3 protein-coding genes are annotated in these 16,373 nt (G+C 65.7%); all 3 read right to left on the bottom strand.

The window, feature by feature from the left end; genetic code table 11:
- Positions 1-36: 36 nt before the first annotated feature.
- From JFN90_RS12080 to JFN90_RS12070, 3 genes are read right to left on the bottom strand one after another with little or no spacing between them, the layout of a single operon-like run.
- On the bottom strand, positions 37-7,308 hold the full coding sequence (locus tag JFN90_RS12080) for a beta-ketoacyl synthase N-terminal-like domain-containing protein (RefSeq protein ID WP_199395369.1): 7,272 nt from the start codon (positions 7,306-7,308) through the stop codon (positions 37-39).
- A 2-nt stretch (positions 7,309-7,310) separates the two neighbouring features.
- Positions 7,311-14,609 carry a type I polyketide synthase gene (locus JFN90_RS12075; protein ID WP_199395368.1) on the bottom strand — a complete coding sequence of 2,433 codons (7,299 nt, stop codon included), beginning with the start codon at positions 14,607-14,609 and terminating at the stop codon, positions 7,311-7,313.
- Positions 14,606-16,147 (bottom strand): PfaD family polyunsaturated fatty acid/polyketide biosynthesis protein, encoded by a 1,542-nt coding sequence (locus tag JFN90_RS12070; protein ID WP_236018976.1) that lies wholly within the window; start codon positions 16,145-16,147, stop codon positions 14,606-14,608. The genes JFN90_RS12075 and JFN90_RS12070 overlap by 4 nt, the downstream gene beginning before the upstream one ends.
- Positions 16,148-16,373: the final 226 nt, after the last annotated feature.

Here is a 16,373-nt window from a genome sequence, read left to right as displayed (position 1 = left end):
CCCTCTCCCGGGGGGAGAGGGAGTGTGGACAAGGGTTTAGCCTCTTTCAATCTGCACGGTGAAGTCGTTCATCTGGTAGATAGCCCGCCCGTCCACGTACAGGAAGCCTGCGGCGGTAAGGACGCGGTTGGTGTCATCGACGGCGGTGATCCAGGCAATCACGGTGACTTCCTTGTCGGTCGGCACCACCTGGCCGCGGTAGAGCCAGCGGTGCTTGCGCTCCAAGGCTACCGCTGCGATGGTGTCGCCTTCGTTCCAGCCCCAGCGATCGACGGCCGCGAACTTCATCAACTGCAGGAACGATTCGAGCCCCAGCGATCCCGGCGTGACGGGGTCTTCATAGAAATGCGCCTTGAAATACCAATCCTCAGCGACGACCGTCTTGGTACCTTTCAGATAGCCAAGGCCGGCCGGGCCGCCATCGGCGACGTACAGTTCGATCCTGTCGATCATGCGAAGCATCTTGTCCGGGAAAGGACGCTGCTCGGGGTAGGGGAGGGAGCGACCCCGGCCCACTTCTTCGGCGCTCGGGAGGTACGGCGCCGCCTCACGGATCCCCACCTGGTTGGCCAGCGCCTCCTTGGCGAAGAATCCGAACATGGTCTCGCCTTCGTACAGCACGCCGTCGCGGTCGGCCACAGAGAAGTCGAATTCCTGGATGATCATGCCGCCGCTGGTGGCCGCCTTGGTGAGTGTGGCCGTGGCAGTCAGCGTGCCGCTGTGCGGCGTGACCGGGCGATGCTGGATTGCCGTCCCACCGAGGTTGCGGAAAGAGATGTCGGTCGGGCTGGTGAGGGCGGAACCGACATAGGCAGCAAGCCAACCGCAGGGTTGCAGCGCGGCTTCCAGGAGTACGGCAAAAGGCATACGCGGCTGACGGTCGGCGGCGAAGTACCACTCGTCCACCGGGATGTCGTACTGCGCCTCGGCCATGGCGCCCGGCACCATCTGCCACGGTTCGCCTTTGATGCCGGTGACGCGATCCATGAACTGGAACGGCGGGCCGGGCAGGCGGGCGATCTTCCTCTTGCTGTCGAAGACCTTGTAACGGTCCCCGAACCCTTCGGACGGATTACCGTTGCTGTACGCCAGGATCTGCTGTTTGGTGTAGATGGCCGGCTTCTGATCGTAGGCAGGCACCTGAAGTGCCGCCGGGGCAAAGATGTGCGATTGCGCCACGTTGGGCTGCCACAACTGAAGCAACGCTTCACGGGTGGTGCCGGTCAGCCGCGCGGACATGTTCGTAATTTCGACGATCGGCTTCCCGTCGGCGTACATCAGTGCGTCGACAATGGCATACGGTTCGGGGCGGTAGCCCAGTTCGCGCACAGTAACCTCGTAGGTCACCACCTTGGTCGTCTCCAGCACCTGGCCGCGGCAGCAGAGTTGGCTGGCGACACCCGGGACAGGCTGCCAGGCGGCACCGTCGGCCTCAGCAACCCAACCCAGGCGCAGCAGGAAGATGCGCAGCGTGTGCATGCAGCACTCGTACATGAGCGTGCCTGGCATGACGCGATCATCGACGAAGTGACAGGTGATGAACCAGTCGTCCGGATGGATGTCCGCTTCGGCGCGGATGAAGCCAAGACCGCAGCGGCCGCCATCGGGCACCAGCTCCATGACGCGGTGCACCAGTTCCATCCTGCCACCCGGGATAGTCAGGGGACGCTGGATCGGCAGACCGGAGAAGATCGGCCCGAAGCACCCGGCGAGGTCGCCGCGGCGCAGGGCGTCCAACTGTCGTGCGTCGTAAGCTGCCGTCTGCATGGGGACTAGGTACTGCCAGTCCGCAGGCAGCTTACCGGTCCGCGGGCGCAGGTCGATGGCACCGCGCACGATTCCTTTGCCGGCGTCGAGCTCTTCCTGGGTGAAGAAGCCGGCGCAACCATTGCGCATGGAAAGGAGCGGTTGCCCATTTACGGTCGCCTCGAAGTGGAAGCGGAACAGGTAAGTCTCGCCCTGCCTGAAGAAGCGCTCGATGCGGATGTCGTAGTTGATGGTCTCGCCCGGTGCCGGAAGCTCGCGATGGAAGGTCACCACGGCGTCCAGGAGCCGGTACACGGCAAGCCCCTTGGTGATGAAGTCGATGCCGAGGTAGCCGGACAGGAACAGGTCGGCCTGTCCCGCCTCGACCGCGATGCAGGTCGGAATACGACCGCCGTCCAGGTACCATGCGCCGGGATGGACGTCGTGTTGGGTGACCACGCGGCCGCTGGTCATCGATTGCGGCTCGCCCTCGAGCGTCACGATGCGGTGCACCAGCTGCAGCGGGACGTCCGGCAGCCTAACCCTGGTTGGGTAGCTGTCCGCCTCGGCGAATTCCGGACCAAGCATCTTGGCGACAGATCCGATGGCGAACTCCAGGCACATGTCGTAGTCGTACAGCGCCGGCAGCGCGCCAGGGTAGGGGGCAGGTGCCACAGCCGGAGCAGCAGTTGGAGCCGTAGCAGGTGCCGAAGCCGTAGCACGAGCGTGACCCGAAACCGCCGCGCTGCCGCCATCAAACGCTGCACGCGCCTCACGTCCTCCCCTTTGCGAAGGGGAGACAGAGGGGATTTGCGGATCGACCGCGATGCCTGCAGCCAGCATCTGCTCCTGGATGGAAATCTGCAGCGCCAAAGCGTCAGCGATTGACTGGCTCAAGTCGTTCGCCACCCTGAGGTAGGCATCGTGAGCCTGCTGGTGCGCGTCCCGCGCACGGGCAAAATCGCTCAGCAGGGGATCAGCGACCGGCTCTGCGGCGTGCACCTGTGTGACAGGGGCCGTAGCCGCATTGACCTGCGGCGCCGCACTCTGCGTCGGCTGAACTACCGATTGCGGCACAGCGTTAAACGTCGTCGCAGTAGCCGAGGAAGCGGTCGTGAAGCCAGCAGTAGTGGGTATTTTCTTGGTCGTACTTACCGGTTTATTTACGCCTGGCATTACCGGCGCAACAGAGGTTGCCGGTACAACAATCCCAGCAGGTTGCTGCGCGGCACGCGGTTCGGCCGGGGCTTTGACCGCGGCAGGCGTCGCTGCAACTGCCGTGACCTGAGTAGCCTGTTCGGCCTGGGGCAAGCCCGGCGCGAAGGGTGCGCCTCCGGTAGAGAAGCGGAGCCCTTTGGGCTCGCATGCCAGGACCGATGCCTGCACCGGAAGATCCGGCGTAGTGACGAAGAGCGGCTCCAGATCGACCGGGACGCGCTCGGCGGTAAGCTGGGCCAGAAGCCGCAACAGACCGGAGTTGGCATCGGTGCCCGGCTGGCAGACCGAGCGGGCCACGTGGGGACGGTTATTGAGGATGCGCCCGATCATCCGGCTGCAGGAAGCACCGGGGCCCATCTCGACGAAGTAGCGGATCCCCTCCTCGTACGCGGCCTCGATCACCTTGGGATAGTCGATCCCCTCGACGGCCTGGGCCAGTATCGACTCGGCCGCGCTGCGGCGGTTCACCTGGAAGGCGCTACCGGCGGCACCGCTGTAAAAGGTCACGCCGGCAGGCGGGTTGGTATTGAATACGTGCAGGTCGCGATAGGCATTGGCCACCTGGCGCGCCACCTCGCAATGCACGGTGGTCACCCCCTGCAGCGGGAAGAAGCGGCAGTCGAGCATGGCCACCAGGTGCTTCACCCACTTCACGTCGCCGCCGATGACGCACTCGTCCGGCGTGTTGACGATGAGCAGGTAAACCCGGCTGGTCTTCTTGAGGGCGCGGCGCACTTCACGTGCGGGTGCGTCCACGACGCCGATGCTCCAGTTGATCTCCTTGCCGTCCGGCTCGCCCCAGGCGTCGCGGGCGGCGCGGCATTCGCCGGCCAGATCGCGGGTGAACAGGGTTGAGGCCTTCATGCGGGTCAGCATCAGGTCGCGCTCGGTCCAGGTGCGGGTGGCGAAGAGCCCGGCGGATTCGCCCAGGCTGTAGCTGATCACCGCGTTGGGCTTGATCCCGAAGCGCTGCACTACGTCGGTGACGGCGCATCCGGTGGCCACCTGTCCGAAGATGACGGCCAAATGGTTCTCGTGCACGCTGTCGATGGGAGCGCCGTTCCAGAACTGCTCCGGCTGGAACTGCTCGCGCAGGTAGAGGCTTTCGGCGTCCTGGCGGCGATACACCTCCGGCCAACGGGCGGAGAGTTCCATCCCCATGCCGACGAAATGGTTACCGGAGCCGGGGTAGACAAAGCCGATCTTGCCGTTTTTGCCGATCGGCTTGTCGTTGAAGAAAAGACGATCGCGCTGGGACGGGTGCAGCACCGCCTCGGCGTAGGCCGCATCGGAACGGAGGAACCGCTCTCCCTGCTGGCACAGCGAAACAAGCTCGTCGGCGCTGCGGGCCACCAGGGAGACGGCGAGCAGTGCGCCGGAAGCGCTGCTTTCCTTGCAGACGCGCCGGGAAAGGACGGCCATATCCGGTGCCGGCCTTTTCTCGGCCGTTTCCCGCAACTGCCGCATCCCTTCCGCGAGCTCCTGGCGATCCGCGCCGGTGACGCTGAACAGGAACTCGTCCCAGCCAGCCAACGGCGCCACGCGTTCGACGGAAGCGCGCTCCGGCAGGTTGTCGTAACCCTGCAGCACGACATGGCTCACGCTGCCGTCCACGCCGAAGACACTGACACCGGCATGGCGCACGCCTTCGCTGCGGTTTCTCAGCCAGTAGCGCGACCCGTTGGGGAGGAAGAGGGCACCGTTGCCGGAGAGTTGGCTGACTGGGCGCTCGCCGGAACGGGTGCCCGGGATGATCTCCTGGTACAGTGCCAGGCAGCCGCGCACCAGCGAGGCCAGGCCCGATGCGGCGCCGGTGTGGCCGATGTCGGCCTTGACGCTGGCCACGGGGACCCGCCTTGCCTGCGCGGCAGGGCCAGGCTCATCGAAGAACTCGGTGAGGGCGGCCGCTTCCATCCGGTCCTCGGCCGCGTTGCCGCTGCCGTGGGCCTCAATGAGACCGATGCTGGCGGGTGCAACCTCCGCCTCGCCGTAGGCGCGCTCCAAGGCGTGACGGTAGGCGGGGACGCCGGGGAGCATGACTTCGCCGCTCGCACTGCCCACGCCGCCGATGACGGCGTAGATCCGGTCCCCGTCGCGCTCCGCGTCTTCCAGTCGCTTCAGGATCACGGCGGCGGCGCCCTCGCCGACCACTGCGCCGTCGGCGGACTGGTCGAAGGGGGTGGCGCTGCCAAAGCCGGAGTAGGGGCGGTTCAGGTGCTGGCCGATCACGGCCCTGAAGTCACCGGCCAAGTCCACGGCACCGACGACGGCGCGGTCGATTTCGTTGGACTGCAGCTGGCGCACCGCCGTTTCCAGCGCACGCAAGCCAGAGCTTTCCTCGCTGGACATGGTGAAGCTGGGTCCGCCGCAGCGGAATTCCCGCGCCACGCGGCTGGCGACGACGCTGCCGAGTGCGCCCATGGTGCGGTTTGCGGTAAGCGCCGGGCCCGCCTGGTCGCGCAGTTGCTCAATCCACTGCTCCAGTTGCTCCGGTGAGAGCTGCAGGCCGAGCTGGCGCGCCCATACCTTCGCCTTCTCCGCTATGGTCCATCGGAAGGCGAAGTTGGTGCTGTTCAGGTCGAGCGCGATGCCGACGAAAACCCCGGCGCGCAGGTTGTCGCCGCGATCCATTCTCGCATCCTTGATGGCGGCCGCGGCGGATTGCAGCATGAGGAGCTGCTGTGGCAGCATTTCCTCCAGTTCTTTGGGCGGGATACGGAACTGGTCCGTCGGCTGGGCGAACTCGTCCAGGTAATAGCCGGAGAAGGGGGTGTCCTTCAGCTTTTCAGTGGCGAACCAGGCGCTCTGCTCGGCACCCCACCAGTCTTTGGGGTTCGATGTCTTGGCGCCAGCGTCACCGCCGAGAGCGCGGGCCTGGAAGGATTTCAGATCCTGCCATTTGCCGAAGCGGGCATCGAGGCCGACCACGGCGACCGGACCAGGGGACTGGCTCCGCCAGGTGCCTGTCCCCCTGCTGGCAGATTCAGCACCTGCGCCAGCAGGGAGCCATTCCTCTACCAGCAGGTGCGCGTTGATGCCGCCGAAACCGAAAGCGGATACTGCGGCACGGCGGGGAACGCCGTCCGCGCGACGCTGCCAGGGGGTCGCACCCTGCAGGACCCGGAACGGGCTCTCTTCCAGCCGGAAATTCTCCGGCGCCTGCTTGAAGTTAGCAGTCGGCGGAAGGGTTTCCTCGGACATGGCCAAGAGCACCTTGGTGAGTGCTGCGGAACCAGCGGCAGTCAAAAGATGTCCGATGTTGGACTTCACCGAGCCGATCACGCACCCTTTGCCGGGGGCGTCGCCCCAGAGTTCCCTAAGGCTGCTGACCTCGGTGGCGTCGCCGACCGGGGTACCCGTGGCGTGGCACTCGATCAGGTCAACGTCCTGCGGCTTCCACCCGGCCTTCTCGTAGGCGGAGCGCATGGCGCGCAACTGCCCGTCGGCCATGGGCGCCAGGAGGCTGCCGCCGACGTCGTTGGAGAGGCCGATCCCCTTGATCACGCCGTAGATGCGGTCGCCCTGAGCGATGGCGTCGTCCAGGCGCTTGAGCACGAAGATGCCGGCGCCTTCGCCCACCACCAGGCCGTCGCCGGAGGCATCGAAGGGGGAGCAGATGCCGCGCCGCGAAAGGGCGCGCAACTGGGCAAAGCCCATCTGGGTGTAAAGTGGATCGGGACGGGACAGGCCGCCGGTCAACATGGCGTCGGCGCGGCCGGAAAGAAGTTCGTCGCAGGCGAGCTTGATGGCGTAGAGCGAGGATGCGCAGGCCGCATCCAGGGTGCTGCACCCTCCGCCCAGGCCGAGTGCTGCCGCCAGGAGCCCGGCCGGGAGCCCGGCCACGTGGCGGTTGAGCGGGTTGGGAATCGGGTCGGTGCCGGCGTGCCCCAGGAGTTTCTCCTCGAAGGTGCGGCCTAGGAGGGCGCGGGAGAGCTCGGCGGATTTTTCGCTGGGGAGGGCCAAGTTGCCGATGATGACGCCGACGCGGGAGCGGTCCAGCTTGGCGGTGACCGCGCTGTCGAAGGCTCTCTTGCCTGCGTGCAGCAGCATGTGGCAAGCGGGATCCAGCCCGTCGGTAAGCTTCGGGTCGATGTGCAGCCCGGAGAGCGAGGACAGGGGAGGAAGGCTGTCGATGAAACAGCCCCGCTTGGAGTAGACGTGGTCGGGCTTGCCGGCTTCGGGATGGAAGGCGGCGTCAGCCGCGAGGGCCCAGCGTCCGGCCGGAACCTCGCGCGCCGCGCTCTTGGCGTTACGGATGTTTTCCCAGAAAGTTGTCAGTTCCGGCGCGTCGGGAAAGATCCCGCCCAGGCCGACGATTGCCACGGAAGGCGAAGGCTGCTTCATGCCTATGCAGCCCCCACAACAGTTACGGTCCTAAGCTTGTTGCGCTGGAAGGCCTGTTTCAGGGATGGATCGATGATGCACTCGTACCCTTCGAGGCGCGCCACCAGCTTGCCGCTGCTGCGGTCCAGGAACTCCATGTCGGCGCTGGCGCCGTGCTGGCTCTCGGAGGTGACGCGGATGACGATCTGAACGCCCTCGCGCGGGAAGGACTCCTGGAACTGGCGGTAGCGCCCGGCGAAGCAGGGGAGCGAACCGGCGCCGAAACGCTCGAAGCTCCAGAGGATCATCATCTGGAAGGCGCTGTCGATGACCAGCGGATCGGTGAGCCAGGAGCTCCTCAGGGGGCGCCTGATCCATTTGGCGGGCGCCGGAGCGCCCTTGACGGAAGCGGCGATCCCCTTGGCGGAGCAACCGTCCACCTGCTCGATGCCGTGCAGGTCCGGCCCGTGGAACAGGCGCTCGTTGTTGTAGATCATGCCGTCTTGCGGTGCGTACGGGGTACTCGGGATTTCCTTGATGGAACGGATACCCTCCGGATGCTTAGTCGCCAGCACGATCTCGGCGCGGGCGTGCAGGATGGTCTTGCCGTTGACGCCCGGGCTGCACATTTCAACTGGAACCAACCAGAACGACTCACGTTTTTCAGCACGTCCCGCCATCACGTTCAACTTGAACGGGGTGTTGTCCTCGAAGACAACGCCTTTGCAGATGCGCAGGTCGTTGAAGCCGTGGAAACGGAAACCAGGGTTGCCGTGCAGCGCGCCGTGGGCGAGCCACTCGACGATGACCGCCATCGGGAGCACCGCCTTGCCGTCCAGCACGTGTGAGCGCAGGAAGGGGTACTCCGGTACGGTGAGCGTGAGCGAGAATGCCTCGGACAGGCTCTGCGGCTTGCCGGCCGCCGGTGCGGTGGCGCCTGCCTGCTCGGGGAGCTGGGCAATGGCGACGATCTCTACCGGCGCATCGGCGGCGGAGATTTCGCGGGCCAGGAACTCGCCCCCCTCGACGAGATCGATCACACCGATCCCCTCGGCAGCGAATACCTTTTTCAGCGCGGGCGTGACCATGCCACCGTCCCACGGTCCCCAGTTGATGCTGACGCAGCGGCAGTTGGTGCGGCGGCGCGCTTCGGCCTGGGCCGTCTTGTTGAGCACCTCGTTGGCGACCGCGTAATCCACTTGGCCAACCCGTCCGAAGCGGCCGGTGGAGGAGGAGAAGAGGGCGACGAACTTCAAGTCGTCGTTGCGGGTCGCGTGCAGCAGGGAGCGCAGGCCGTGCACCTTGGTGCTGTAGACCTGTTCGAACTGCTCCGGAGTCTTGTCCACGATGAGGCGATCGGCCAGGACGCCGGCGCCGTGCACAACGCCGCGGATCGGGCCATGAGCGCGGCGTACTTCGCCGAGCAGGAGTTCCATCGCGCTCTGGTCGCGGATGTCGACCGAGCGGTAGATGGCCTCGGCACCGGTGGCGGCGATGGCGTTCAAGGTCTCGCGCAGTTCGCGCCCGGCCACCACGGAGCGGTAGCGCTCCTCGATTTCGCGGGGATGGAGCTTGCCGGTAGCGTTTTGCATGATGGCGCGCTTGGTCTCAGCCTCGTCCGTGATGCCGGAGAGCCAGGCGGGTTCATCCTGCGGCTCGGGGCTCCGCCCCAGGAGCACCAGGAACGGATGGTATTCCTTGGCGAGTGCCAGCGCGGAAACGGCGGTAACACCGCGGCCGCCGCCGGTGATCACCACGACGTCACCCTTCGCCAGGACCGGATCGACCGGAGCGGGTGCGGCGGGAAGTACGGCGGTCTGCAGCCCGAAGCGACCGTCCGGGGTCAGGCCGACCTCGACCGGCCCGCGACGCAGCATTTCCACGGCCACGGCGCCCGCTGCGGCTGCGGGATGGGCAAACTCGCCCAGATCGATCGCCTTGCAGGAAACTTCCGGCCATTCGAAGGCGGCGGTTTTTGTGAGACCGGCCAGGGCGCCGGAAAGGGGATCCTTCAAGTTCTTGGTAGAACTGAAGCCGAATGCACCGTCCAGGCGGGAAACGGTAACGCAGACGGCACCGTCAGCGCGGCCGGACTCGCCCAGTGCCGCAGCGGCATTCTTGAGAAGTTGGAAGGCGTTCTCCAGGAACAGGTCATCGGTGCCTGCTACCGGCGCGCAGATGACCAAGCCGGAAAGTTTGCCTGCCGGAGCAATCTGTTGTGCCTGTGCCGCGTTGATCTTCCGGACGGAGCAGCCGTGCTCAAGCAGGATGCCGCACAGTTCAGCGGCGAATGCGGAGCCGTCGTCGGTAACCCAGATCTCGCCGTCGTTGGCGAGGGTGATGGCGTCGTCGTCGCTGTCGCCGAGCAGCACCGGGATCATCGAACTGCGCTGAATCGGGTGCGCCGGGCTTTCAATCGGTGCGGCGGCTGCAACGGCAGGAACTGCTGCAGTAGCGACAGGTGCAGTAACGTCGACAGCGACAGGCGCGACCGGAGCGGCTGAAGCGGCCGGCTGTGCCGGGCCAGCAAGGAAATTGGCGATGTCGCCCAAAGTGCGCAAGGTCCCCAGGTGCTCCGGGCCGATGGCCGGGCAGGCCGGGAGGCGCTCTTGCAGGGCGGACAGAATCTCGACGCGCTTAATGGAATCGATGCCGAGGTCGGAATCCATGCCCATGGTCAATTCCAGCATCTCGGCCGGGTAGCCGGTCTTGTCGCTGACGACTTCGAGCAGGGCTTGGCAGACAGCGGCGTGATCGACGGCGGCGCCAGGAGACGCGACGGGCGTAGCAGGTGCAGTCGGAGCTGCAGCGGCTGCAGCGACCGGGGCTGCGGCGGAGCCGGAACCGAGGAAGCCGGCAATGTCACCCAGGGTGCGCAAGGTGCCCAGGTGCTCCGGGCCGATAGACGGTGAACCCGGCAGGCGCTCCTGCAGCGTGGAGAGGATCTCGACACGCTTGATCGAGTCGATGCCGAGGTCGGAGTCCATGCCCATGGTTAGTTCAAGCATTTCGGTCGGATAGCCGGTTTTCTCGCTGACAACCTCCAGCAGGACGGCGGCAACGTCTGCACCGGCAGGTGCCGCGGCCGCAGTTTGAGGTGCTGCTACCGGGGCTACCGCTGCTACGGAAGCTGTACCCGCAGCGAGATGCCCGGCAATGTCACCGAGGGTACGCAAGGTGCCCAGGTGCTCGGGACCGATGGCGGGAGAGCTGGGGAGACGCTCCTGCAGCGTGGACAGGATCTCGACACGTTTAATGGAGTCAATGCCGAGGTCGGAATCCATCCCCATTTCCAGTTCGAGCATTTCCACGGGGTAGCCGGTTTTCTCGCTCACCACGGCGAGGAGGGTTTCAGTTACGGTGGTAAGGGGACCGGCACCTGCGGAGCCAGTCCCCGCTGCGACTGCAGCGGCAGGTGCGACAGCAGCTGAGACGGCACCGGCGGCGAGATGGCCCGCGATGTCGCCCAGGGTGCGCAGGGTGCCAAGGTGCTCTGGGCCGATGGCAGGCGAACCGGGGAGGCGTTCCTGCAGCGTGGAGAGGATCTCGACGCGCTTGATGGAGTCGATGCCGAGGTCGGAGTCCATGCCCATCTCGAGTTCGAGCATTTCCACAGGGTAGCCAGTCTTCTCGCTGACGACGGCGAGGAGGGTTTCGGTTACCTGGCTGGCGGCGGGGGAAAGGGGACCGGCACCTGCGGAGCCAGTCCCCGCTGCAGCGACAGCAGCAGTAGAAACGGCGCCGGCGGCAAGGTGCCCGGCGATGTCGCCCAGCGTACGCAGGGTGCCAAGGTGCTCAGGCCCGATCACGGGAGAGCCGGGGAGGCGTTCCTGGAGGGTTGAGAGGATCTCGACGCGCTTGATGGAGTCGATACCGAGGTCGGAGTCCATCCCCATGTCCAACTCAAGCATCTCAATGGGATAGCCGGTTTTCTCGCTGACCACTTTGAGGAGGGTTTCGGTAACGTTAGAAAGGGGACCGGCACCTGCGGAGCCAGTCCCCGCTGCGACGGCGGCGGTAGACGACGGAGCAGCCTTGGCAACTACCGGAGCGGCAACAGGAGCAGTGGCGGCTGCGACCGGGGCCACGTAGGCAGGCGCAACGGCGGTCGGAGCCACGTAGGTGGCCGGAGCCATCGGTGCGCCCATGATCATTCGTTGCTGCTGCTCAAGGAGCGTCTGGAAAGTCTTAGCTGCCGCTTCCTGTCCTTCGAGGAAACGACGGTGCAGAAGCGCAGTGTCTTCCTGCATCTTCTGCAGGACTGCCATTCCTTCGCGGGCCAGGCGCAGGGATTCGTTCAACGACCCATGCGAAGCCGGCTGGGCACCAGCCTGCGGCTGGTAGGCGGGCGCTGCGGGCGCGGCGTTGTAGTATCCGGTTTGCGGCGCCACGGCTGCGGCCTGTGCCGGAGCCGCGGAGGCTGCTGCGGGAGCGATCGGTGCCTGCGGCGCTGCCACCATGGCAGGTTTCGGCTGGACCGGCGGTTTCTTCGGCTTGGCCTTCACGTAGTTGGCGCCGCACAGCGGGATCGTCATCACGGGCTTCTTGCCAGTCGGTGCCGGGGCGGGCGTATGCCCATCATCCCAGAGCGCGAGGTTGGCGCCGTAACCGAGCACGGCAAGCTGCGCCAGGGTGCGGGCCAGGTCCGCGACACCGCCACGCTTGCCGGAGGAGGCATCGATAGCGAAGGCGACGTGGGGGCGATTGCCGAGGATGGCCTGAACCAAGCCTGCCAGGCGGTTGCCCGGGCCGACTTCGACGAAGTTGGTGATCCCGGCGGCGTACATGGCCTCGATCTCGGCGACGAACTCAACCGGCTTGGCAAGCTGAGCGGCGAGCTGCGCCTTGGCAGCGGTCGCATCGGCCGGGTAGACGGCGGCGGTGGTGTTGGCGTAGACCGGGATCTTCGCCTGCGGCATGTCGATCTTTTCCAGCGCGGCCAGGAACGGCTTGGCGGCGTCGGCGACGAGCGCGCTATGGAAAGCGGCGGCGACCGGCAGTTCCTTGCAGGTGAGACCGAGTCCCTTGAAGACGGTGACGGCGCGCTTGATCTCGGCGGTGGCGCCGGAAAGAACGGCCTGGGTGGGGGCATTCTTGTTGGCGATGACCAGGTCGAGCTTCTCAGCGGCGACGACTTCGGCGATTTTCTCCAGCGGCGCGGACACGGCGAGCATGCTTCCCTTGTCACCGGCGCCGGCGCCCATCAGCTTGCCGCGCAGGCGGGACAGTTCGTGCAGCGCGCTCTCGTCGAGCCTGCCGGCGGCGCACAGGGCGGTGAGTTCACCATAGCTGTGGCCGGCAACGGCGTCAGGTTCGATACCGAAGGTCTGCAGCACGCGCAGAGCACCGAGGCTGGTGGCGCCGATGGCTGGCTGCGCGATCTGGGTGGCGCGCAGTTCGTCCTCCTGCTTGGCACGGGCATCGTCAGCGTAAGCGGAAGGTGGGTAGATCAGGTCGGACAGCATCTTGCCATCGGCGCTGACGAATCCCTCGTCGGCAGAGACAACGGCGTCCAGCACCTGCGGGAAGCTGCAGGCGAGGTCGTTGAGCATCCCGGTGTACTGCGACCCCTGACCGGGGAACAGCATGCCGAGCTTACCGGGCGCACCGCCGCAAGCGAAGTAGGCGCCGTCGGGGGTCTGCCAGGCGGATTTCGCGTTCTTGTCCAGCATGGCACGGGCGTTCTTCACCAAGGAGGCGAGGTTGGTCTTGCCGCGCTCCACGACCAGCGCGAGTCGGCAGGACGCCTTGGCGTCGAAGGAGGTGCGGGAACTAAGCGCCAGGTCGCGCAGGGCGCCCCATGCAGCATCGGCGGGAACGGCATCGAGCTTCGCGGCCAAAGCGGTGCCGTCGGCACCGGAGAAGGCCAGGATCTGGGTGTTGCCGTCCCAGTCCACACACTGTTTCTTGGGCTGATATTCCTCGAGGACCACGTGGAAGTTGGAGCCGCCGAAACCGAAGGCGCTGACCCCGGCGCGACGCGGCGCATCGGGACGGGGGAACCAGGGGCGTTTGCCGCTCGGGAGGTAGAAGGGGGAGTTATCTCCGATCACCGTTTGCTGCGGGGTCTGCACCTTTATAGTCGGCGGGATCACCTTGTGGTGCAGAGCGAGCGCCGCCTTGATCAGGCCTGCGGAACCTGCCGCAGCCTTGGCGTGACCGATCTGGGACTTCACCGAGCCGAGCGCGCACCACGGGTTCTCCGCCTTGCCGTACACCTCGCGCAACGCGCTCACTTCGACGGCATCGCCGACCTTGGTGCCGGTGCCGTGCGCTTCCAGCATCCCGATCGATTCCGGCGTGACGTCCGAATTCCTGTAGGCGTTCAGGAGCGCCTTTTTCTGCCCGGCCGAACTGGGGGCGTAGATGGCGTCGCCTTTGCCGTCGCTGGAAGAACCGATGCCGCGGACCACCGCGTAGATTTTGTCGCCGTCGCGCTCCGCATCCGCCAGGCGCTTCAGCACCACGATGCCGAGCCCTTCGCCCAGGATGGTGCCGTCGGCCGAGACGTCGAACGGCTTGGCGTTGCCGGTGGGGGAAAGGGCAGGGGTCTTGCTGAAGCACATGTACATGAAGATGTCGTTGAAGGTGTCGATGCCGCCGCTCACGACGAGATCCGATTTACCGGACATGAGTTCCATGGACGCCAGGTGCAGTGCGCTGAAGGAGCTGGCGCAAGCAGCGTCGACCACGCAGTTGGTGCCGCCGAGGTCGTACTGTTTGCTGATCCTGCCCGCGACCACGTTGCCCAAAAGACCGGGGAAGGAGTTTTCCTGCCAGGGGACGTAGGAGTCGGAGATACGCTCGACCACGTCCTTGGCGGTGGCCTCATCAACCCCGGCGTCCTTGAGGGCGGAGCGCCAGACCGGATGCCCGAGGCGCGCGCCCAGCGGGATCACGAGTTCCAGCGTTCCGGTGACGCCAAGAATAACGGAGACATTGCTCTTGTCGAAGGCGCGATCGGGGCCGTAACCGGCATCCTTGAGGGCCTGACCGGCGGCCACCAGTCCCAAAAGCTGCGAGGTGTCGATCGCCTCCAGCACATTGGGCGGGATGTTGAATTCCATCGGGTTGAAGTCGACCGGCGACAGGAAGCCGCCGCGGCGGCCGTAGGTGCGGTCCGGGCTCTTCTGATCCTCGTCGTAGTAGGCGTCCAGCGGCCAATGGGTCGAGGGGACTTCCGTGATGGCGTCGACCCCGTCCTTGATGTTGGCCCAGTAGGCGTTTTTATCCGCTGCTTGCGGAAAGAGGCAACCGATGCCGATGATGGCAAGCTGAGTTCCGTTGCTGGAGACGGCAGGTTTCAGATCATCAGTTTTCAACAAAGGTACTCCTTGATTTGAGCGATTTCGAGGGGTTGCGGAGCGATCTCTTCCAGGCGCAGCTCAATGCCCTGGCTACGCAGGAAGTTGGCGCGGGTCAGGTGCGCCGCACCGTGCAGGATGTTGAGCGCGACCGTGACGATCTTGCGCTCGGTGGCCGCCTCGAGGAAGGAGCCGGCGGCCCATTCGTTGAAAGCGCCCATGGCGGGGCCGCACCAAACCTGGTAGTCCATCTTGCGGGTTTCGACGCCGTCCTTGGCCCAGTGCGCCCCCATGCCGAGGTACCACCGGAAGACCAGCGCCATCTTGTGCTTCGGGTCGCGCTCGCTGCGCTCCACCTGGGACGGGTCGCGCTTGAGGAAGTATTCACGTGTCCCGCGCCAGATCTCTTCCAGCGGTGCCAGGAACATGGTCTTCTCCAGCTTTTCGCGCTCCGCGGCCGGAATCTCGTCCATGCTGCCGTAGGCGCGGTAGAGCTCGTACAGCTTGGCCGCGCGCATCGGGAACATGGTGCCGCGCTTTAGGACCTGCACGGTGACGCCCATTTCAAACATGTCGGCGGCGGGGGCCATGGTGACGTCGGCCTGGCGGGTGCCGGCCAGCATGCCGCGCACGGTATCGGAGGTGCCTGACTCGACGCAGGCCTGATTAACGGACCCGGTCATGATGTAGGCGGCGCCCATGGCGAAAGCGGCTGCGGCAGAGGCAGGGGTGGAAACGCCACCGCCGAGACCGACGCGAAGCTTGCAGTCGTAGCCGTACTGGCGCTCTAACCGTGCTGCGAGCGAGTTGATGGTCGGGAACAGGGCCATGGCCGGACGGTTGTCGGTGTGACCGCCGGAATCCGCCTCGGCGGTGACGTCCTGCGCCAGCGGCACGTGCGCGGCAAGTTCAGCCTGTTCGGCGGTGATGGAGCCGTTCTCCACGAGGGCCCGCAAAAGCTTCTCCGGCGCCGGAGCGAAGAATTTCGCCGCCAATTCCTCGCGGGAAACCTTGGCAATGATCCGGTTGGGCGTGACGATGCTGCCGTCGGCGGCGCGCTTGATGCCGTGCAGGCGGTAGCGCACCAGGGGAAGGGTGAGGGCGAGGAACGCAGAGGCCTCGATGATGCGTACACCCTTGCGGATATAAAGTTCGGCCAGTTCCTTTTCCAACTCCGGCTCGTGCGGGGAGTGGATCAGGTTGAAGCCGTAGGGGATGTCGCCCAGTGACTGCTTGAGGCGGTCAGCGGTATCGGACACCGTGGAGATGGGCAGGCCTGCGGCTCCGAAGAAACCGAGCATGCCGGCGCGCCCAAGTTCCTCGGCCATGGCGGCGGAGCTGATCCCCTTGGCCATGGAGCCTCCCACGTACGGGAAGCGGATGCCGATCTCGCGGCAAAAAGAGGGGTCGCCCAGGTTTTCGGGGAGGCAGGCCGGTGCATAACCCACGCAGGAATTGACGCTGCCGGCGCCCCCAAGCTCGGGGACCAGTTCGCCGTCCCGCTGCACCAGGTACAGGGGGTGACGCACGACGCGGAGCGCGTCTCTCAGACTCATAACGGCAGGCTCGGAACTCTTGGATTTGCCAGAGCTAGCGCCAGACTCGCCCTGAAGAGAAAAAAGATCCAAACGGGATTCTCCTGTTGCCACGAATTTGTAGCGGAGTTGTGATGGCGTAATGGTACTGGATCGGCAGAAAGACAAGGCTTGGTCATGGAGAAGGCAGGTCCACGCATCATGTCGATTGCTGCTACGAATAGCCGGATTCGGCTGTAAGTATTGG

This window comes from Geomonas propionica (assembly GCF_016458235.1).
In the GTDB taxonomy this organism is placed as follows: Bacteria; Desulfobacterota; Desulfuromonadia; order Geobacterales; family Geobacteraceae; genus Geomonas; species Geomonas propionica.
The sequence above is the reverse complement of the archived record's forward strand: the minus strand, read 5'-3'. Positions and strand labels throughout refer to the sequence as shown.